General features: G+C 41.1%; 15 protein-coding genes. 12 read left to right on the top strand and 3 right to left on the bottom strand.

Annotation, left to right across the window (positions count from 1 at the left end; all coding sequences use genetic code 11):
* Window positions 1-634 precede the first annotated feature (634 nt).
* The 6 genes from AACX68_RS13805 to AACX68_RS13780 all read left to right on the top strand — a co-directional run bounded on the left by AACX68_RS13805 (window position 635) and on the right by AACX68_RS13780 (window position 10,882).
* Window positions 635-2,377, top strand: a complete 1,743-nt coding sequence (locus tag AACX68_RS13805) for a type VI secretion system baseplate subunit TssF (protein ID WP_228859500.1) — start codon at window positions 635-637, stop codon at window positions 2,375-2,377.
* A gap of 12 nt (window positions 2,378-2,389) precedes the next feature.
* Window positions 2,390-4,399, top strand: a complete 2,010-nt coding sequence (tssI, locus tag AACX68_RS13800; RefSeq protein ID WP_228859499.1) for a type VI secretion system tip protein TssI/VgrG — start codon at window positions 2,390-2,392, stop codon at window positions 4,397-4,399.
* On the top strand, window positions 4,399-5,622 hold the full coding sequence (locus tag AACX68_RS13795) for a DUF4123 domain-containing protein (RefSeq protein ID WP_228859498.1): 1,224 nt from the start codon (window positions 4,399-4,401) through the stop codon (window positions 5,620-5,622). Before tssI ends, AACX68_RS13795 begins: the two co-directional genes overlap by 1 nt.
* A gap of 17 nt (window positions 5,623-5,639) precedes the next feature.
* Window positions 5,640-8,828 carry a toxin VasX gene (locus AACX68_RS13790; protein ID WP_228859497.1) on the top strand — a complete coding sequence of 1,063 codons (3,189 nt, stop codon included), beginning with the start codon at window positions 5,640-5,642 and terminating at the stop codon, window positions 8,826-8,828.
* A 13-nt stretch (window positions 8,829-8,841) separates the two neighbouring features.
* Entirely contained in the window at window positions 8,842-9,813 is a 972-nt protein-coding gene (locus AACX68_RS13785; RefSeq protein WP_228859496.1) for a hypothetical protein, read from the top strand.
* A 112-nt stretch (window positions 9,814-9,925) separates the two neighbouring features.
* A complete protein-coding gene (locus AACX68_RS13780; RefSeq protein ID WP_228859495.1) occupies window positions 9,926-10,882 on the top strand; it encodes a hypothetical protein in 957 nt (318 codons plus the stop codon).
* A 97-nt stretch (window positions 10,883-10,979) separates the two neighbouring features.
* Here AACX68_RS13780 and rfaH read toward each other — a convergent pair whose 3' ends face one another.
* Window positions 10,980-11,468 carry a transcription/translation regulatory transformer protein RfaH gene (gene rfaH, locus AACX68_RS13775; RefSeq protein ID WP_228859494.1) on the bottom strand — a complete coding sequence of 163 codons (489 nt, stop codon included), beginning with the start codon at window positions 11,466-11,468 and terminating at the stop codon, window positions 10,980-10,982.
* A gap of 618 nt (window positions 11,469-12,086) precedes the next feature.
* Here rfaH and ubiD point away from each other — a divergent pair.
* Complete coding sequence (gene ubiD, locus AACX68_RS13770; RefSeq protein WP_228859493.1) at window positions 12,087-13,559, top strand: 4-hydroxy-3-polyprenylbenzoate decarboxylase; 1,473 nt, start codon at window positions 12,087-12,089, stop codon at window positions 13,557-13,559.
* Between the two features lie 10 nt (window positions 13,560-13,569).
* Window positions 13,570-14,271: an NAD(P)H-flavin reductase gene (gene fre, locus AACX68_RS13765; RefSeq protein ID WP_228859492.1), complete on the top strand. Its 702-nt coding sequence runs from the start codon at window positions 13,570-13,572 to the stop codon at window positions 14,269-14,271.
* Window positions 14,272-14,540: 269 nt separating this feature from the next.
* On the opposite strand, the gene fadA is transcribed toward fre, so the two are convergent.
* On the bottom strand, window positions 14,541-15,704 hold the full coding sequence (gene fadA / locus AACX68_RS13760; protein ID WP_228859508.1) for an acetyl-CoA C-acyltransferase FadA: 1,164 nt from the start codon (window positions 15,702-15,704) through the stop codon (window positions 14,541-14,543).
* Window positions 15,705-15,715: 11 nt separating this feature from the next.
* On the bottom strand, window positions 15,716-17,902 hold the full coding sequence (fadB, locus tag AACX68_RS13755) for a fatty acid oxidation complex subunit alpha FadB (RefSeq protein ID WP_228859491.1): 2,187 nt from the start codon (window positions 17,900-17,902) through the stop codon (window positions 15,716-15,718).
* A 271-nt stretch (window positions 17,903-18,173) separates the two neighbouring features.
* Between fadB and pepQ the strand changes: the two genes are divergently transcribed.
* Genes pepQ through hemG form a run of 4 tightly spaced genes read left to right on the top strand, consistent with a single transcriptional unit; the run spans window position 18,174 to window position 22,173 of the window.
* Window positions 18,174-19,508 (top strand): Xaa-Pro dipeptidase, encoded by a 1,335-nt coding sequence (pepQ, locus tag AACX68_RS13750; RefSeq protein ID WP_228859490.1) that lies wholly within the window; start codon window positions 18,174-18,176, stop codon window positions 19,506-19,508.
* Window positions 19,508-20,119, top strand: coding sequence for an IMPACT family protein (locus AACX68_RS13745; protein WP_228859489.1), 612 nt, complete (start codon window positions 19,508-19,510; stop codon window positions 20,117-20,119). The genes pepQ and AACX68_RS13745 overlap by 1 nt, the downstream gene beginning before the upstream one ends.
* 37 nt (window positions 20,120-20,156) lie before the next feature.
* Window positions 20,157-21,608, top strand: coding sequence for a Trk system potassium transporter TrkH (gene trkH, locus AACX68_RS13740; protein ID WP_228859488.1), 1,452 nt, complete (start codon window positions 20,157-20,159; stop codon window positions 21,606-21,608).
* Window positions 21,609-21,630: 22 nt separating this feature from the next.
* Window positions 21,631-22,173, top strand: a complete 543-nt coding sequence (hemG, locus tag AACX68_RS13735; RefSeq protein ID WP_228859487.1) for a menaquinone-dependent protoporphyrinogen IX dehydrogenase — start codon at window positions 21,631-21,633, stop codon at window positions 22,171-22,173.
* The last annotated feature ends 340 nt before the right edge of the window (window positions 22,174-22,513 follow it).

Below are 22,513 nucleotides of genomic sequence, written 5' to 3'. Positions count from 1 at the left end.
TTGGTTTCATGGAGTGCTAAAATGTGATCTGTGTAACATTTTTTCTCGGTGTTTGTCAGGTAAATGAATTCAGAGTGCCAAATAATTATCTTTTTTGGAAAAATCAACGGATTTCTTTCAACCTAATTTTTTTAAGATTAAATATATTTTTTATTGAGTAAGTGATTTTTTATAAATAACTTGTTTGTCGAGGTGAGGTTATTCTCTAAAATTTAGTTTTACATGGGTGATTAATTTTATTGAATTAGTTTATTGAAGGAATATAGGGAGGGAATAGGTAATGCTCTTTGAGTAAGTAATAAGATAAAAGATAATTTTATGTGACTTACATCTCATTTCTCAAATGCCTTTAATTATCAATAAAAAAAACAGACTATTTTTTCTTTTGATATATTCCTACTACAGTTTATTATTCGAGGCATGTTTCTCTTTTAATAAATAATGATAGGGCGCTTTATTTTATCTTGAAAAGATTATTTCAATAAACTGAAACATTAAATTGTCCTTATCTAAAATTAACAAGCTAATCATCTTGCAGGGTGAATGGCTATGTTTTTTATTGCACTTTTTATTTTACCTAAGCCAAAAATGGTAATGCTCATAATGTGCAGCTTTAAGGCAAAAGGAGTTAGTGGTGAATCCGTTTGAATATTATTATCAGTGGGAACTTGATTACCTAAGGCAACTTGCAAAAACCGCACGTGAAGAAAAATCGCATCTTGGTGATGTGCTCAGTGGCAGAGACCCTGATGCAGAAAGAGTTAATGAAGGTTTTGCTGCTTTAATGGCTCGTTTGAGTCAGAAAGTCAATGATGCCTTTCCTGAACTGACGCAGCCGTTACTACAAAAATTACAGGCACAACCGATAAAAGGTATTCCTGCAACCAGTATTGTGCAATTTGAGAGTGGATCACAGGGTGATTTTGCTTTTTCCATACCAGCAGGAACTGAAGTTTATACTCATCACCAACAGCCATTTGTAATGTGCCGTGAATGTTCTATCGAGCCTTTGGAATTATTGTCCCGTGAAATGACTCATCAGGTACAGACAACTAAAATCACCTTAAAATTTCGTTATAACGGCCGGGAAGAAGAATGGTTGACCCAACCGATTAATCTGTTCCTGAGTAGTGATGAGCAGGTGGCTGATGCTTTGATGCTGGGGCTGACACAATATTATGATGGAGCTGAATTACATCACAATGGGCAGGTTTATCAAGCTCACGGCGATCGGTTTGAACCACGCTCAGGAGCTTCTCGATTGGCTCTGTCATCTGCGGTAGGGGATAACTGGGCACCACAGCTACTGGTTGAATCACTTTATCTGCCACATATTAACCAATTCCTGAATTTGCCTCTACCGACAATGGCAAAACGACTAAAACTGGCTGAACAGCGTGAATTCAGTGTTGTTTTATCGTTGAATACAGTATTGCCACTATCAGCCGCTCAGGTTGAATCTGCATTTTTACTGAATTGCGTTCCTGTCGTTAATATGGCATGTAACAGTCAGGTCACTCTCCCTTTTAGACCTGAAACCGCTCGTTATCGTTTACCTCTAATACCGAATCAGGGAGTTTTGCATATTACAGGTATTGAACTGAAAAACGAGCCGAATACAGAAGAAGAAAAGCGCGGTGATGAATATCTGTTTTATCCGGTCAGCCTGCTTACTGGCATGGAGCGTTATCATCCTGAATATAATAGGGCCTGGTTCTATTCGCTTGAAGTCATTAAAGATGCGCTAGGCAGAATACAGTACGAACTGATTTTTTATGACAGCAAAGCGGAGCTGATGCGTAGACCTCCTGAGCGTGAATTTATCTGCCATTTTTATGGTATTGAACAATATCAGGAACCTCTTGCGATAGGTGAAATCTGTCAGTCTGGTGAAAATATTCCTGAAGTTTTTCAATTAAAAAATATCACATCAACTTCACAAACTTATCCTCCGGTTGTTGATAGCCATCGTCACTGGGATTTGTTGTCACATTATTCTGTTGGCAGCCATTTATTGGAGACGGTTGCATCGGTCAAACAATTATTACTGGATTTTGATTTATACACAGATACCAATCGCTCATCCAGCCGGAATATCCAGCGCATGATCGGAGGGATTGCCAATATAGAAGCAAAATGGGGAGATAGGATAATCCGAGACAGGCCCGTTCGTTGCCTGCTGGTCACTCTGATGCTGGATGAAACTGCTTATATTGATATCGGTGAAATGTATCGATTTGCCAATTCACTCTACCAATTTTTCCCATTCTGTCTTGCTCAGGGAACGTGGCTGCGGATGCGAGTGCTCAGCCAGCTTTCAGGGACAGAGTGGTATCTGTCACCTTCAATGATTCAGGGTTATCGCTCAATTATGTAAGGAGTTTTCACAATGGATGGATTAGTTTTTACATGTCAGATAGGTTCACTGCCACTCACTACATTTCAGGTTATAGATTTCAGCTTACAAGAAGGGTTGTCACAACTCTTTCACTTATCAATGACAGTAGTCAGTTCTTTTGACAATGTTGGACTCAGTGAACAATTAGGTGCCAGCGCCGCTTTGACAGTTATTCGGGATGGTGCGATTGAGCGAACGATCAATGGCGTTGTGGCAGGAGCAGAACAGGGAAATACCGACGGACGGCGTACCTATTATACTTTCATTATCCGACCGGAAATGTGGCTAATGACCCTCAATCAGGATAGCCGGATTTTCCATCATCAATCCGTGCCGGATATTCTCAGCCAGTTGCTGAAAGAGCACCGCATTAAAGCAGACAGCAAATTCTACAAAGATCACCAACAGCATTCGATACGTGAATATACCACCCAGAAACGAGAGTCTGCCTATGAATTCTGGTGCCGGCTGGCGGCGGAAGAAGGCATCATGTTTTGGTTTGAGGAAGATAAACTATTTTACAGTAACTCCCACCTTGGCATGCTGGCAGCGCTGACTCTGACCTACAACGTGCAGGCAAACACGGATAACAGTGATTCGACTGCATGGCAGTGGAATTATGGCGAATATCTGTGCCCGGATGAAACGATCCATAAAGATAATAACTTCCTCCGGCCTTCTTATCCGCTACAACATGCGGCGGCGTTGGACGATGGCGGCAACCACTCTGTCTTTGAAAGTTATGGTCGTTTTCAAATAGATGCAGAAGGTCGCCCTTTTACTCAATTGCGTCTGGAGCAGTTACAGAACCAGAGCAAAGTCGGTAAAGCGAGTACTAACTGTATAAAACTAAGACCCGGTCGGATCTTTGTTTTGCAATCCCATCCGATTATGTCGATGAATGATCGCTGGCAGGTTGTTACTGTCACACATCATGGTCATCAACCACAGGCTTCTGGTGATGCAGGAGAAGGAACAACATTAACCAATAATGTTACGTTTATTCCCGGAAGACAGGATTGGCGTCCACCATTCCGCCATAAACCGCTGGCAGATGGGGATGAAGTGGCAACAGTCGTGGGGCCGGCAGGTGAAGAAATCTATGTTGATAAACATGGCGCGATTAAAGTCCATTTCCATTGGAACCGTTATGATGAAGCAGATGATCGAGCTTCATGCTGGGTACGTGTAGCACAGGGCTGGAACGGTAATGGCTACGGTTTTATGGCAATTCCGCGCATCGGCCAGGAAGTTATTATTTCCTACCTTAATGGTGATATTGATCGCCCGATAGTCACTGGATGTACCTACAACGGACGCAATCGGCCGCCATTGGATCTGCCGGCAGAAAAGACACGTACGACATTTAAAACGCATACTCACAAAGGGGAAGGGTTTAATGAACTTCGCTTTGAAGATGCCAAAGGCAGTGAAGAGATCTATATCCATGCCCAGAAAGATCAGCTTATCCAGATAAACCACGATAAAACCCAGCGTGTGGGTCACGATGAAAGTCACAATGTACTGAATAACCGGAAGCATGAAGTCGGCAATGATGAATTTATTCGGATCATGCATGAACAGCATGTTCAGATTGACCTGAATCAGTTTGAAACTATCACTAAAGATCGCAAAACCCGCATTAATAATAGCTGGGAGGAGAAGATATTCGCAGATCACCTGCAAGAAATCGGCAGGGATAAAACTGCTAAGGTCAATAACAATTATACGCTGAATGTGGTTAATAACATTCAGACCCTGACCAAGATGCATTCGTTACAGGCCAGTGAATCCGTACTAATTAAGGGCAAAGCGGGTTCGATTCTGCTGGATGGGCAAGGAGTCACAATTACCGGAAAAATTACCTTACAGGGAAATGTCACTGTAATGGGAGGTAGCCCGGGTTCGGTTCCATCTTTAGATGGCTCAGCCAATGAAGGTTTGGCAATGGCAGAGGATTGCAGGGAAAAAGCCAAAAAGCTCAAGGAGTCATCTGAATAATGTCTTGGTTACCCGATTGTTCTGAGCACTGGATAGTGGACTACTCATTCACCAACAAAGAGGGGGATTTGTTCTCTGCACAGGCGATTATTCATGCTAAAAGTGAACGTCAGGCGCTTTCTGAGCTGGTGGAGTATTTGCTGAATGTAGGGCATTCCCCCGGCCAATATCAAACCATTCAGCCATTATTGGATTATCTCACCACCAGTTCTCGACAGGAGTTGCCATTGTTGCGACATTTCCGGCAAGGGCAGGAACAGGGTGAACGTGTGATGTCATTGAATGAACGTAATAATAGCTTACCTCTGCCTGCTGAGCGTGGTGTATTGCAATTTGTTGTTACAGACAGCATGCCGGAAAAACCTGAGACGAAATATCGTTATGCTGTGTTGGATGCTGCTGTTTATCGTCAGGTCATGGGCAGTTTTTTAAGCGCTGACCTAATGGTTTCTAACCTGCGCTGGGAAAGCTTGTTTCAGGGGGAAACCCAGGTCACTTTGGAAGATAGTGCTCCTTATTTGGTGGAATTAACGGAGAGTGGTGATGCGTATTCCCGCTTCCGGCAAATAATTACTCAACCAATGGCATCAGCGTTGGGTATTTTTATCGAAAGTGACCAGCCTTTTAGTGCGTTACGTAATCACTTGCGTAAATTCACCTATCTGAAAAACGAACAACAGCAAACATGGATGTTCTATCGCTTTTATGTTCCTTTGGGATTGATTCCACTGCTGAAAAGCTTACCGGATGAGAAGTTGATGCACTTTATGCACCCGATTCAGCAAGTTGGGTATTTCGATTCTCAGACTAAGCAATATTACTCCTTGTCTCTGGCTGAAAATGCACTGGATAAGGATAAAACCGCGCCCGTCACCATCAACGCTGCTTTAATCAGTAGCCTTGCGGAACAAACACAACAACGTGCGCTCGCACAAATTGTCAAATTCATCGAAGAGACACAACCCGAACTTACATCACAGCAAAAAGCACAACTCCCTACGTTTGTACTGCAACAAAGCAATCTGGTTTGTCTGGCTGGATTTGCTCATCAACGCTCAGTGCTTTACTTGGTGGCGGCCAGAAGTTTGGCTAGTGATGATGAAAAACTGTGGTTACGGGCATGGGAGCATGCGTGTGCAGAATCTCAGGCGCAAGAAGTAAGGGCGCTGAGTTGTTATGAGTATTGTTTTAACAATAGTTTTAAGAATCGGATTGCAAAATAACATAGGAAAAAAGAGAAATGGACAGTGTTGATTCTATCTTTACGAAAACTGGCGAAGCTGTTGAGACAGCTTCTGAAAAAGCAAAACAGGTCTTTGAAAAAATAGTTGATGAGGCGCAGGCGCGTATGCCACATCAGCTGGACATGGATACTGTTGTCAGACCGTGTGATGCCAATATCAGGCCGATTTATCCTGTCAGATATGCTTATATGAATTTTTTTGGTGACGAATTGTTAAGTGCTCAATTACCGCCACCAATAAGTGCTTTTATTGATCCTTATGATGATTCATTAAGTGCAAGCGTTTTGAGGGGATATAGCATCCGAATGCCAAGAGCTGGCTGGATTTATGTCAAAGAAGAAGGGCCAATTAAAACCAGAGGTTCTCAACGGGATGGAAAACTATTAATTTTCAAATTCAGCCCTGAAATTGTCACCCTAGAAGGCAAAAGAGGGATGGTCACCAAATATACCAAGTATGAGCAAAAAGCTGGGAGTTCTGCGTGGGAAGAAATTCATCCAGCCAGTGGTACAGCAGGTTTAGGCTATCCTTTTCTGGCAATTGATAAAGATGTGACCAAAATCAGTATCGTTTACAGTGAAGTCAAGCTCTCTAAATCTATCCTGAAGAAAATGGATAATGACAAAGTGTTTCGAAGGAATGCGATGCAATTTGTAGATTTAGATAGTGAACAATCAGATTATGCCATTGATGCCAAACAAGAGCATTTCGACGGATTAGTGGAGGATTTTAAAGATCCAGAAAGACAATTTCAGACATACAAAAAACAATTATCTGATCCAGCTTTGCAATCTGCTGATTTAGGAGATATCTCGATTGATGGTAGTTTTTTCATGAATTCAGATATGGAAATGCGTTATATAGACAGCCTTATCTGCCCTCATTACAAGGACAAAGCGAAGATTGTGGTATTGAATGATCCTGTGGGGTATCAGCGTGATATTTTGATGGCGTATATGCTACTTTCAGCGTGGCAAATAAATTATGCAGCGACCTATATACATCCTATCTCTATAGGGCAATTTGTTGAACAAATGGAGAAGTCCAAGGATGAAAAAATTAAAAAATATTTTAAGGATTACATTAGTCAAGAGAACTGGAGAACTTGGTGGCCTAAATTAAATGCCCCAATTTCTGAAACAACAGCAAAACTTAAAAAAATAGTCAGCCTCTATAAAGTTTTTTTTGAGAAAAATTATCTTTCAGATCAAAAAGGGGGATTAGCACATTATTTTAATTATTTTTTCTCTGTAACTAAAAAAAAGGATGTTATTACTGAAAGCGATGCCAGAGAATTCAGCGTGTTTTGCTCTTTATTTTCTGAATTAATCGGTCCGTTATCTTATTCTGAAATAGGGATAAGACGGATAGAACAACTATTAGGAGGAGCACAGGCATCTGAATCAGGCAGTACATGGGCTGTTATCGGTAATGGTATTGTTAATACATTGGGTCATGCTGGTGCTGATAAAACACTGGTCGCTAAAAATCTCATATTGGGAGTAGATATATTATTCGAGGCTATTGGTCCAGTTTTTGGGAAGTTTTATGTATTCCTTGCAGAAAAAACACATAAAAAAGCACTAGACTTGCATGTTAAAAGTATAGAAAAAATAACACAGATTTTGATACCTAAGTGTCTGGCAATTTTGGGAATACGTATAGAGAAAGGTCAATATGCCGCATTGACAGAAAAAGATTTTTATAAGTTTCTGAAACAGATAGAACCCAAAGAACAATCAGGATTTTTTAAAAAGTCTGCGAGTAAATTTAAACATTATTTTCAGAAAGAAGGACTAGAGAAAGTGTTTGATTGGGATAAGCGTATTAATAATTATACAGGTCGTCAGAAAATAAAAATTCCTGTTATTCATTATGAACAGCCTAAGTTCAATGCAGGAATAAAATTCTTTCAGCATAATAACCAATATATTAGTCATTTATTGGATAGTGGTTTAGTGGGATTGGATTTGTTTATGAAGGCTTATACGCTAAATACGTTATTAGCTCAGTCGCGTTTCGATAAAAATTCGCCTTTTGGTACAAACAGGCTCCCTATGTATTTTGCTGGTACATTCATGAACACCATATTAGGTGGGTTTCTTGCTGTAAGGGGAGCTTCTAATCTTATTAGTAGGGGAATAATTAGTACTGGAACATTAATGCCAAAATTGGGTAGTCCGGCTATAAGGGCATTAATCGGCAAAGCATCAAGTAAGATGCTACTGAACAGCGCAAACATAGTCGCTTTTACACGGTTAGGTATCGGTATTTCTGGGGTAGGTAGTGCGATTCTGTCTTATACTGATGCTGTCAATTCTTTTGAATTAGGTAATAGGGGGGAAGGATATTCCCATATCTCGATTGGTTCAGGTACCTTATTGATGACGCTCGCATATGGGTATGCGGCGGCAACTACTACATCTACCACAACAGGAGCTGTAGCTGGAGTAGTTGCGGTGGACGCAGCTGCAGTTACATTGACTGGGGCTGCTTTAGTATTTTTTTGGGCAGGAGTCTTTATTGCTATTCTAGGAACTCTATATCTTCTTATATTTAGTAAGGATGAGTTTGAAAACTTATTACAAAACTGCTTTTGGGGAAATGGGGAAAAATATGCTTTTTGGAGTAGAGATAATCCACGCCCCCCTAAAATTGAAGTACAATTCGAGAGAATAATAGAAATGAGTGATGCAATCAGAAATGCGTCTAAAGTGGAATATCAGGAGTTTGCTAATCTTTTTATGACACCAACGTTAAAAAAAGAGTTTAAAGATAAAAAAGCGATATATAGTTTCACATTACCCAATTTTCAATGGGGAAAATCGGAGATTTTTTATCAGGTGATACCTTCTTCCCTTTCTGCGCTTTCGGCTGGCTCACCATTTGTGCCTATTGCACCTAATGTTATTACGTCAGACATTAGTACACGGCAATCAGCTAAAAATAATTTTGAAGAGTTAATGAAAGCAGAATATAAAACATTAACTGATGGAGGTGCTTTAACAACTTTGACAATAGAAATGGACTCACTTGAAGCCTCACACAGTAAAATATTTTGGTATTATATGCCAACCAAAGATGTTATCGCTCCTCTTCGTTATGAATGGGGTAAGGAACCGATAATAGAAAATGCCATTTATGGCTATGATGATGAAGTACTACGTAGCAAAATTGGTATATAAAAAGGATTATCTTATGAATAGAAAATATTCTATCAGAAATAATATTATTGAAACTGAAAAATTTTCAGAGTTATGTCCTGACTCTGTAAAAGAAAAATTAGATAAAATAAATAATAAAAAGGCAAGAAAAATAGCATGCCTAGAGAGTATTAACGATAAAGAATGTTGTCTAATAAATAGTTTGAATTTAATGCGGCGTTTTTTTATTTATTTGTTTTTTATTGGTTCATTAATTGGCATGGGGACATTTTTTCATCATTATTTAAAAGTATGGAGCGCGAGTGAAGAAGATTATTTTAGAAGTGTGGATTATGCAAAGAAAAAATATGGTGAGTATTTTTATTTAAACCCTAACGTGCTGGGTTATCAAAAAATGTATGAGTATATTGCTCATGATAAAAGTATTTCACTTTTAAAATACTGGCATATTCGCTATTCCAAAGATGGATTTTATGACGAAGAACGGGCAAGATATTTTTTAATGACAGATGGTGGATTTTTCTTACTTTACTTCTTTTTTATTATTATTTCTTTTTGTTTTTTACTTAGGGTTCGTACTATTCCTCCTTTTATCATAGATAGAGAAAGGCAGATTTTTTATACTTGGTTAAAAGGGAAGGTATATGTGGCCAATTATGCTCAGTTAGAGGTCTATAATGCCTCAGGTAATTTAGGCTTAAAAACTTGTGGATACGATAAAAATAATAACCTTATTAATTATTTTTACTCACCTAAATTTCCAAATATTTTCAATACAAATATAGATATAGAATATTTACTTATCTTTGTCTCAAAATATTTTGTGCAAGGAAAAGACGCTGTTAGCTTAGTTGATTTTAAACGTAGAAAATCATTTTTCTGGTTACGTGAAGAGCCAAAGCCAGCAGATTGGGAAGCTCAGGTTGCCGCAATTTTAGCTGAAGTAGAGCGATTTGGACCACCTCATGTTTCTGTATCTGAAAAAACTTCTAAGGAACAGATTTAATAAAAATAATTCTAAGGTGTCTACATAACTTGCTATCAGAGCGTTCAAAACGCTCTGTAATTATTTTGAAAGGATTATTTTTAAAATAGTGAATGATGTGGAAAAATAGGCGATGAAAGGCATGGATTATAAAAATAATAGAGATGAAAAAATTAATAGACTATCAACAGTATGCGATCCTTTTTTGGATGAAGACATTGGAATTCTTGATTCTAAAGGCCAAATAAAAGAAGAGGGTTTTATTAATTTAATTGATGATGAAAAATGTGAAATACGCTTTGGTAGCATCAATCATGGTGAAAAGATTTTACTTTTTTCTTTAATTGGTTTTTTATTGGGTTTTTGTTTTTTTATTAATAATGTTATTAATACATGGAAGGTTAATGAGTACTTTCATTTAATGACTGTTAGTATTCTCAAGGAAAAGTATGGGGAGAATTTTTATATGAATCCTAAAGTACCAGATGATGATAAGATTTATGCATATATTGCTGATGCACAGAGTATATCTTGGTCTCAATATTTTTATATTCGTTATATGGATAATGGTTTTTATGAAAAATCTAGGGTGCGAGAAAATTTATTACTAGATGGTGGTTTTTTTCTATTTTTTGTTACAATGATTTTAACTCATGTGTGGCTATTTTATTTGTTTTATAAAGTATCTCCTTTTGTTATTGATCGAGAAAAACAGCTGTTTTATACATGGCGCAAGGGAATAATGTATGTTGCACGTTATTCTCAGGTGGATGTTGTTAATATACATAATATTATGTACTTAAGAGTTTATGGATTTGATAAAAAGAATAAATTGAGGATTTATTCTTTTGCGCCTCGTATTCCTAACCTAATAGATGATGTAATAAGTAAAAAGTATTTATTAGCCTTTATGGCAAAATATTTGATACAAGGAAAAGAGTCAGTTAGTTCAGTAGATTTTAAACGCCAATCATCAATATTTACTTTATGTAAAAATTCAAAACCAACCGACTGGGAACAACAGATTTCAGCAATCTTAGCAGAACTAGACAGGCTTGGGCCGCCGAGAAAGGCTACTGACCCCAAATAGCAGTTGGAAAAACAGTTAAACAGCAAAAAACCGTCATTGAGTATCTTTTGTTATAAAAAAAAGATATTAATGACGGTTTAAGTATAATTAGGTTGAATTAGAGTTTTGTAAATTGTTTATTATCTAATACCTTGGAAACTTCTTTATTCAAAATATTCAGCAGAAGAATTGAACGAGTTTCTCCATCTGGTTCGTTATAAATTGCCTGAATCCCTTCAAAAATCCCTTCAGTTATCAGCACAGTATCACCGGAAACAGGGGTTTCTGGTGCAGTGAATTCCTGTTCAGTCGCATTCATTAATTCATCGATTAATTGTTGTGGGACAACCGCTGGGTATGTACTGAAACGGATAAAGTGATTAACCCCCCGCGTTGAATTAACTGTGGTGGTATGAATCACTTCTGGATCAAAGTTCACAAAAAGGTAGTTCGGAAAAAGAGGTTCGGTTACGGTCGTTCTTTTGCCCCGTATAATTTTTTCAATTTTGGCTGTGGGTGTCAGGCAAATGACATCCTGTCTCTCCAGGTTTTCTATCGCCCGAGAGATTTGCCCGCGTTTACAATAAAGAAGATACCAATTTCCCATAATATTCCGACTCCATTACACAATGTACTAAGCATAACAAAACCGATATACCAGAATCACCTATAAAATGAAGCATAACAAAACTGATATAAGCAAATCATATATAAAGTGAAAATGTGTTTAAAGAAAATGACCTGTTTTTAAAGGCCAAAATCCATATCTTATACACCTTATCTTTCAAGTTGCCTCTTTGTTGACTGAACAAATTCGTTTCCGACGAATTTGACACTCTCCTGCCGCCACGGTGCGTCTTGAAATCTATTGTGTATTATTATTAAACAGATAATCGTTTCATTTTACTTATCATTATGAATTAAAATGATTTTTATAGATAAAATTGCAGAATAGTTTATTTTTTGAAAAACGCATATTAAGAGGATAGCACTATTTTATTGGTGTAAATGAATAGCTTAAAATTTATCTACGTAATCAGACGTTTTTCATGCAATTTGGTAAGCAGGAATGGAGGCTGAACAACGTTTCTCTGTGTCTTAGCAAGTTGACCCACAAGAATACAATAAATTCATTGATTTTTAGTGAGTTATGGGTTTACCTTGTAACCTGCATTCGAGAGCTTATAATGTCCTTCCCCCTTAAAAATCGGCATAATTGAATAATATGAAATACCGCGATCTAAGAGACTTTCTTTCCTTGCTGGAACAATCTGGTGAATTAAAACGAATTAGTATGGAAGTTGATCCCTATCTGGAAATGACCGAAATCGCGGATCGTACTCTTCGTGCCGGTGGGCCTGCCTTGTTGTTTGAAAATCCAAAAGGATATTCGATGCCGGTTTTGTGTAATCTGTTTGGGACACCTAAACGGGTTGCGATGGGGATGGGGCAGGATGATGTTAAAGCTTTGCACGATGTTGGCAAGTTGCTGGCTTTTCTCAAAGAGCCGGAGCCACCAAAAGGTTTTCGTGATTTGGTTGGTAAGTTGCCTAAATTCAAACAAGTTTTAAATATGCCAACCAAGCGCCTCAGTTCTGCGCCTTGTCAGGAGCTGGTCTGGGAAGGGGATGACGTTGATTTGACCCGAATCCCGGTGATGCACTGTTGGCCAGAAGATGCTGCTCCTTTGATTACATGGGGCCTGACCGTAACCAGAGGGCCAAATAAAGAACGCCAGAATTTGGGTATCTATCGTCAGCAAGTTTTGGGTAAAAATAAGCTTATTATGCGCTGGCTATCACATCGCGGTGGGGCACTCGATTTTCAGGAATGGTGTCAGGCTCATCCGGGGGAGCGTTTTCCTGTTTCTGTCGCTCTGGGTGCGGATCCTGCCACAATTTTAGGCGCTGTTACGCCAGTACCTGATACCCTGTCTGAATATGCTTTTGCCGGATTGTTGCGTGGGCATAAAACGGAAGTTGTGAAATGTTTATCCAATGAATTGGAAGTGCCTGCCAGCGCTGAGATTATCCTCGAAGGGTATATTGGGCCGGATGAAATGGCACCGGAAGGGCCATATGGTGACCATACTGGTTATTATAATGAAATAGATATGTTTCCTGTATTTACCATTACTCACATTACCCAGCGTCGTGATGCTATCTACCACTCTACCTATACAGGGCGCCCACCGGATGAACCGGCTGTATTGGGCGTTGCATTGAATGAAGTGCTGGTACCGATCCTGCAAAAACAATTTCCTGAAATTGTCGATTTTTATCTACCTCCTGAGGGTTGTTCTTATCGGCTTGCCGTCGTTACGATGAAAAAACAATATGCAGGGCATGCCAAACGGGTCATGATGGGTGTTTGGTCATATCTGCGGCAATTTATGTACACAAAATTTGTGATTGTCTGTGATGATGACATTAATGCCCGAGACTGGAATGATGTTATCTGGGCAATAACAACGCGGATGGATCCGCAACGGGATACTGTCTTAATGGAAAATACACCAATTGACTATCTCGATTTTGCATCACCTGTTTCTGGGCTTGGCTCAAAAATGGGATTAGATGCAACCAATAAATGGCCGGGAGAGACACAAAGGGAATGGGGGCGTCCGATTGTCATGAGTGATGAGATCCGGGCCCGTGTCGATGAAATTTGGGATCAATTAGATATTTTGAAGCGATAAGAGGGAACGCATGACAACACTAAGCTGTAAAGTGACATCGGTTGACTCCATTACAGATACAGTTTATCGGGTTCGTTTATTACCTGATTCGCCTTTTTCTTTTCGTGCAGGGCAATACCTTATGGTAGTGATGGATGAGAGGGATAAACGCCCCTTCTCTATGGCATCATCGCCATCAGAAAAACAGACGATTGAATTGCATATAGGGGCTTCTGAATTGAACCTGTATGCAATGGCGGTGATGGATAGGATCCTGGATCAGAAAGTTATTGATATTGATATTCCACACGGGCAAGCGTGGTTTCGTGAAGACAGTAAAAACCCGATGCTATTAATTGCAGGAGGAACCGGATTTTCATATACCCGTTCTATTTTACTGGCTGCCTTAGAGAACGATCCTGAGCGCGAAATTGCAATTTATTGGGGTGGGCGTGAGCTGCAACATCTCTATGATTTGGGTGAATTACAGTCTTTAAGTGAACATTACTCTAATTTAACCGTCGTTCCTGTGGTTGAGCAGGCTGATGGTAATTGGCGGGGAAGGACGGGAACTGTATTAAGTGCTGTTCTGGAGGATTTTGGCAATTTAGCTCCGTATGATATTTATATCGCCGGCCGTTTTGAAATGGCTAAAATTGCTCGTGAACGGTTTTGCAGTGAGCGTGATGCTTCTCTTGAGCGTATGTATGGTGATGCGTTCGAGTTTATCTGATTTATACACTTCGTCTTTCAAGTTGCCTCTTTGTTGGCTGCGCTTGTTCATCACAGTCACATAGTTAGCTATGCTCTTGGGGATTTACTCCCTTGTCGCCGCGACGCATCTTGAAATCCATTGTGTATATACCTACCATCTGGTGAGCAATAATAAAAAAACCCGCCCCTGACAGGCGGGAAACTACGGCAACAACTTATTCGAGTGATGCAATAGATAAGACAGACAAGGGGAAAATACTCACAAATAATCGTCAGATACTCCGATAGCTAAACTCTTTCAATAATCGTGGCAATGCCCTGACCCAGCCCGATACACATGGTTGCTAATCCGAACTGGACATCTTTACGCTCCATCAGATTCAGCAAGGTTGTTGTGATCCTGGTACCAGAACAGCCCAATGGATGACCAAGTGCAATAGCACCGCCATTCAGGTTAATTTTGTCATCCATACTATCCAGCAGATTCAGGCCCTTCATACATGCCAGAGACTGGGCAGCAAACGCTTCGTTTAATTCAAACAGGTCAATATCCGAAAGAGCCAGGCCGGCTTTTTTCAATGCCAACTGTGTTGCAGGAACAGGGCCATAGCCCATGATGGAAGGATCACAGCCAACAACTGCCATTGAGCGGATACGGGCGCGAGGCTTCAATCCCAGTTCACGTGCTTTACTTTCACTCATAACCAGCATTGCTGATGCACCGTCTGAAAGTGCTGAAGAGTTACCGGCGGTTACACTACCCGTGACTGGGTCAAAGACAGGGCGCAGACCAGCTAAATCTTTCAGGTTAGTATCCGGGCGGATAACCTCATCAAAATTAACAAGCTGAATGTTTCCGTCAGCATCGTGCCCGTGAAGAGGGGCAATCTCACTGGCAAAGGCTTTTGATTCTGTCGCCTGTGCAGCGCGCTGATGTGAACGCATAGCAAATTCATCCTGCATTTCACGGCTGATACCATGCATTTTTGCCAGCATTTCAGCGGTCAGGCCCATTACACCGGCAGCTTTTGCTACATTACGGCTTAATTTAGGGTGGAAATCGACACCATGAGTCATCGGCACGTGGCCCATGTGTTCAACACCACCAATCATGGCAATATTGGCATCTCCCGTCATGATCATGCGGGTAGCATCATGCAATGACTGCATCGAAGAACCACACAGACGGTTAACGGTAACCGCGGGTACTGAATGAGGAAGCCCTGCCAGCAAAGCTGCATTACGGGCAATATTAAATCCTTGTTCCAGTGTTTGTTGTACACATCCCCAAGAGATATCATCGATCTGCTCAGGTTGTACTGAAGGATTACGTTTAAGGAGTGACTTCATCAAATGTGCTGAGAGATCTTCGGCACGGGTCTGACGGAATACTCCACCTTTTGAGCGCCCCATTGGGGTACGGATACCATCAATAATGACTACGTTTTCCATGTTTTCAGACCTCACGCTGTTTCACCTGAATTAAAAGCAAGTTTTGCTGCCGCAGGATAGTAACTTTCATTGCTCTCAGCTTTCGCTTTCAGGCCGGCTGGAACCTGATAAAGTGCACCTAAATGGGCATAGCTTTCAGCCAGTTTCACATAGGCTGCTGTTCCCATTGTATCCAGATAACGGAAAACGCCACCGTGGAATGGAGGGAAACCTAAACCATAAACCAGCGCCATGTCTGCTTCTGCCGGGCTGGCAATAACACCCTCTTCCAGACAGCGAACAACTTCGTTAATCATTGGGATCATGGTACGTGCAATGATATCTTCGCCAGAGAAAGTCTGTTTAGGCTGACTTACACCTGCCAGTAACTGATCGGTGGTTTCGTCCTGCTCTTTTTTCGGTTTACCTTTTCTATCCTGAGTGTATTTATAGAAACCAACACCATTTTTCTGGCCGTAACGCTGGTTTTCAAATAAGACATCAATGGCATCCCGATAATCGCGGCTCATACGCTCAGGAAAACCTTGTGCCATAACGCTCTGTGCGTGATGGGCAGTATCAATCCCAACCACATCAATAAGGTAAGCAGGACCCATCGGCCAGCCAAATTCTTTTTCCATGATTTTGTCGATTTGACGGAAATCACCACCATCTCGCAATAACATGCCAAAGCCGGCCAGATATGGGAATAGAACACGGTTTACGAAAAAGCCCGGGCAATCATTCACAACAATCGGGGTTTTGCCCATTTTGCTGGCATAGGCAACAACAGCAGAAATTGTTTTTTCTGATGTTTTTTCTCCACGAATGACTTCAACCAGCGGCATGCGGTGAACCGGGTTAAAGAAGTGCATACCACAGAAGTTTTCTGGTCGCTTCAGTGACTTGGCTAATTCAGTGATGGGAATAGTGGAAGTGTTGGATGCCAGAATACAGTCATCATTAATATGAGATTCAGTTTCTGCCAGAACTGCCGCTTTAATTTTCGGGTTTTCAACAACGGCTTCGACGACAACCTGAGATTGCTCAATACCGGCATAATTCAGTGTTGGTTGGATTGATGACAAAATTTTAGCCATCTTCATTGCATCCAGACGCCCACGCTCAAACTGTTTGTTCAGTAATTTAGCCGCTTCGTTCATGCCGAGATCCAGCGCTTTCTGATTAATATCTTTCATCAGAACCGGCACACCTTTACGTGCTGATTGGTAAGCGATGCCGCCACCCATAATACCCGCACCCAGAACAGCGGCCTGTTGAGGTGTTGAAACTTCTTTCAGATGTTTTTTTGCCAGACCTTTTACATACTGATCATTCAGGAAGATCCCGACCAAAGCACGGGCAACTGAAGTATGCGCCAGCATAACGAAGCTATCACTTTCCAGTTTTAATGCTTCATCGCGATTCAGAGTCGCTGCTTTTTCAATGGTTTTTACCGCAGTAATAGGAGCCGGATAATGAGGCCCTGCTACTTTCATTACCATGCCTTTTGCCACAGTGAAGCTCATGGTGCGTTCAATCGCATTAAGGCTAAGCGGTACTAGTTTAGGTTGACGGGCGGCTTTCCAGTCTAAATCACCCTTAATAGCCTGTTCCAGAATAGAAACAGCAGAGTCAACCAACTTTTCTGTAGGCACAACGGCATCAACCAAGCCATTTTTCAACGCTTCTTCAGCACCGATATCTTTGCCGGCTGTAATAATTTCAAGGGCATTATCAGTTCCGATCAAGCGTGGCATACGCACTGAGCCACCAAAACCCGGCATGATACCTAGTTTAGTTTCTGGTAAACCGATTCGAAGATCGGGGGATGCTACGCGAAAATCAGTGGCAAGTACCAACTCGCAACCACCACCAAGCGCATACCCATTGATTGCGGAGACTGTAGGAACAGCGAGGTCTTCAATTCGGTTGAAAATGTTATTAGCGAGATTCAGTAATTCATGCAGTTTTTCTGCCGGAGCGCTGAATAAGGATAAAAATTCTGTGATATCCGCACCGACGATAAAGGCCTGTTTTTCAGAACGGATTAATAGCCCTTTTAATTCAGATTGTTGTTCAAGGGTTGCAATTGCCTGATCCAGTGATGCAACAGTCTTGGTATCCAGTTTATTAATTGCGGCTGACGCATTGAAGATCAGTTCTGCAATGCCATCTTTCAGCCAGTTTACTTGAATAGTTTCACTTAGGTAGAGCATGTCATTCTCCTCAATGAGTGCATACCATCTGGTATGACCAGATACAGTTGATTGTGATTAGTGTGTTAAGTGAATGCAAACCAATGATTAATTTTTTGTAGGGCGGATCACAGGTAAGATTTATGATGGGAAGTGCTATTTTTTATTATTGCTTTGAAAAATATAAATATTATCAGTTAATTCTTATTAAGTTGATTTTCAGTGATGACACGAAAAATAATGTATTGTGGTAAAATTCAAATTCCGGCCAGATAACCCAAAGGTTCATAAAATGGAAAAGTTGGCACCTCTGTATCAAGAACATATTAAGATTTTGCAAAAGCGCACTAAAGAAATATTAGCACGCAGTCAGCTTGACGCCCTGCTTATTCACTCTGGTGAGTTATTACGAGTATTTCTCGATGATAGCCATTACCCGTTTAAGGCAAATGCACATTTCAAGGCATGGGTTCCTGTAACCAAAGTACCGAATTGCTGGTTGTGGATCGATGGTGTCAATAAACCCAAATTATGGTTTTATTCCCCAGTGGATTATTGGCACAGTGTGGAACCACTTCCTCACGGATACTGGACGGAAGAAGTGGAAATGTTCCATCTGGCCAGTGCCGAAGATATCAACACAGCACTGAATGGCTTTTCAAAACAACATACGGCCTACATCGGCGAACAAGTTGAACGTGCTAAATCGCTGGGGATCTCCGAGCATAATCTTAACCCCAAAGCCGTTTTAGATTATTTAAGCTTCCATCGTTCCTATAAGACAGATTATGAACTGGCCTGTATGCGTGAAGCGCAGAAGACAGCAGTGAATGGCCATATGGCGGCACATGATGCGTTTTTGTCAGGTGTCAGCGAGTTCGAAATCAATATGTTCTATCTGATCGCAACAGGCCACCGCGATACTGATGTTCCTTATGACAATATTATCGCTCTGAATGAAAATGCTGCTGTTTTGCACTACACAAAGTTGCAGCAAACTGTACCCGCTGAAATCCGCAGTTTTTTGATTGATGCGGGTGCAGAATATAATGGCTATGCGGCGGATATCACCAGAACTTATGCAGCGAAATCAAATAGTGAGTTTGCTTCTCTGATTAAAGGGCTGAATGACGAACAGCAGGCAATTATAACCACGATCAAAGCAGGAACTCGGTACACCGATTATCATATCAATATGCACTATCGCATAGCCAGGTTGCTGAAAAAGCACGATATCATTAATGGGATTAGTGAAGAGGCTATGGTTGAAAAAGGGCTGACAGCGCCGTTTTTCCCTCACGGGCTTGGTCACCCGCTTGGCTTGCAGGTACATGATTCCGCCGGATTTATGCAGGATGATACCGGAACTCATTTGGCTGCGCCGGAAATGTATCCTTATTTGCGTTGTACACGTGTTCTGGAGCCAAGAATGGTTTTGACCATTGAGCCGGGGATTTATTTTATTGAAACCTTATTGGCGCCGTGGCGTGTCAGCGAATATAGCAAACACTTCGACTGGAAAAAGATCGAGGCACTTAAGCCATATGGTGGTATTCGTATTGAAGATAATATCGTTATCCATGATGGAAAAATTGAAAATATGACCAGAGACTTACAGTTGCCGTAATGAAGCCTTATTTAATTCCAGCGGCTTCAGTCAGCTTTACTGAAGAAATAAAGAAAAGCCGTTTTATTACCCTGCTGGAGCATACCAGCGGGGTTGATGAAGCAAAATCGTTTATTCAACGTATCAAACAGCAATACCCAGATGCTCGGCATCACTGCTGGGCTTTTGTTGCTGGCGCTCCTGATGATTCTCAGCAGTTAGGGTTTTCAGATGATGGAGAGCCTACCGGAACCGCGGGTAAACCGATGATTGCACAATTGATAGGAAGTGGTTTAGGGGAGATCACCGCAATATCCGTCCGTTATTTTGGGGGGATTAAACTGGGTACTGGCGGGTTAGTGAAAGCCTACGGTAATGGCGTTCAGCAGGCGCTTAAGCTATTGGAAACAGAGTATAAAGTTCCACAGAAACAGTACCAGATACAATGTGAGTATGCACAAATCTCAATGGTAGAACAGTTATTACAGCAATTTTCAGGGCAAGTACTTGCCAGTGAATATACGGAAAATGTTACATTGCAAGTCTCATTACCTGCTACTCTTGCAGATGAAATAGGTAATAAATTACGTGACTTAAGTCGCGGTTCACTATTTTTAACATCAAAAGAATAATTATTTTGTCATACCGGATTTCGAAGGAACCTGCTGAATGCATTTTCGCACCATAACCCGTATTGTCGGGCTACTTGTCATTATTTTCTCTGTCACAATGATTATTCCGGGGTTGGTGGCATTGATTTACCGAGATGGTGCCGGCAGAGCTTTCAGTCAGACATTCATCTTTGCACTTCTGATTGGTCTGGTACTTTGGGTACCTAATCGGGAACAAAAATATGAACTGAAACCTAAGGAAGGTTTCTTGATCGTTGTACTATTCTGGACTGTACTGGGTAGTGTCGGTGCTTTACCTTTTATTTTTTCAGAAAAACCTAATCTTTCTATTACTGATGCTTTTTTTGAATCTTTCTCAGGATTGACGACGACAGGGGCAACGACACTCGTTGGGCTTGATTCTCTTCCTAAAGCCATTCTCTTTTACCGGCAAATGCTGCAATGGCTGGGAGGAATGGGAATAATCGTACTGGCGGTTGCGATCCTGCCTTTGCTGGGAGTAGGGGGAATGCAGCTTTATCGGGCTGAAATGCCGGGGCCACTGAAAGATAATAAAATGCGTCCTCGTATTGCTGAGACGGCAAAGACGCTCTGGCTGATTTATGTTTTGTTAACCATTGCCTGTGCGGTTGCCTTATGGGCAGCCGGGATGTCAGTTTTTGATGCCATTTCTCATAGCTTTTCTACTATTGCGATAGGGGGGTTCTCAACCCATGATGCCAGCGTAGGCTTTTTTAATAGCCCGACGATTAATACTATTATTGCAATTTTTCTGTTGATCTCTGGCTGTAACTTTGGTTTGCACTTTGCTGTGCTTTCAGGAAGAAGCCTGAAAGTCTATTGGCGTGATCCTGAATTTCGTATGTTTATCAGTATTCAGCTGGCATTGGTCATCATCTGTATGCTGGTTTTGTGGCAGCACTCCGTTTATGAATCAAAATTAAATGCACTGAATCATGCCTTCTTTCAGGTCGTGTCGATGGCAACTACAGCAGGGTTTACGACAGATAGTTTTGCTAAGTGGCCGCTGTTTTTGCCATTTCTGTTACTGTGCTCTGCATTTGTCGGCGGATGTGCCGGATCGACTGGTGGTGGTTTGAAAGTCATCCGCATCTTGTTGTTGTTTCTGCAAGGCTCCCGCGAATTGAAGCGGTTGGTTCACCCTAATGCGGTATACACAATTAAACTGGGGCGTAGGGCATTACCGGAAAAAATTATTGAAGCAGTTTGGGGGTTTTTCTCCGCTTACGCGTTGGTTTTCATTATTAGTATGTTGTTGCTGATCGCTACAGGAGTTGATGAGTTTTCTGCATTCTCTGCTATTGCCGCAACACTGAATAATCTTGGGCCGGGCTTGGGTACGGTAGCTGATAACTTCACTACAATGAACCCGACAGCGAAATGGGTTTTAGTGGTGACAATGCTGTTTGGGCGTTTGGAAGTTTTCACTTTATTAGTTTTATTTACGCCAACTTTCTGGCGCGATTAATCGAAGATACAGAGGCGTATTTATGAATTACCTATTGCTCTATTCCACACAGGATGGACAGACTAAGAAAATAATCATGCGTATTGCAGAAAACATTCGCCGGGCAGGTATCAATTGTGACTTGAGAGATCTTGCGACAGTCAATCATATGAATTTGCTTCCTTATAATAAGGTGATGATCGGGGCTTCAATACGTTACGGGAACTTTAATTCGGTATTACATAAGTTTGTTGTACGCCATCAAAAGCAATTGAATCAACTAACGACAGCTTTCTTTAGTGTCAATTTAACAGCAAGAAAACCAGAAAAAAGAACGCCTGAGACGAATGCGTATGTTCGTAAGTTTTTGGTAAAAAGCCCTTGGCAGCCAGATTTGTGCGATGTTTTTGCCGGAGCACTGCTTTATCCTCGCTACCGTTGGTTTGATCGCATAATGATTCAGCTCATTATGCGTATGACCGGAGGAGAAACTGATACAACAAAAGAGATTGAATACACCGACTGGGTTCAAGTGGATCATTTTTCTCAGACATTTTTACAACTAGAGCCTCAAAAAGGGGCTTAAAAGTAACCTTTTCGTTGGTTATTGCGTCATTTTGAGGAAAAAAGAAACGAACGAAAATAAAATGCAAAAAAACTATTGTCAGGGCCGAAAAACTCCCTATAATGCGCCACCACTGACCGACGCTGAGCTGAGACACGCCGCCGAGGACAGCGGAACGAAAGCGAAAATAAACGCTTGACTCCGGAGGCGAAAAGCGTAAGATACGCAGCCTCGCAACACGGAACGAAAGGTTCGGTTGCAACCGCTCTTTAACAACATAATCAGACAATCTGTGTGGGCACTCGCAAGACACTATCAACAGCCGAAAGGCAAAAAAGATTCAAGTCTTGAAGAGTGACTG

The organism is Xenorhabdus sp. PB61.4 (assembly GCF_963894935.1).
GTDB lineage: Bacteria > Pseudomonadota > Gammaproteobacteria > Enterobacterales > Enterobacteriaceae > Xenorhabdus > Xenorhabdus stockiae.
This window is presented reverse-complemented; position numbering and strand designations above follow the sequence as displayed.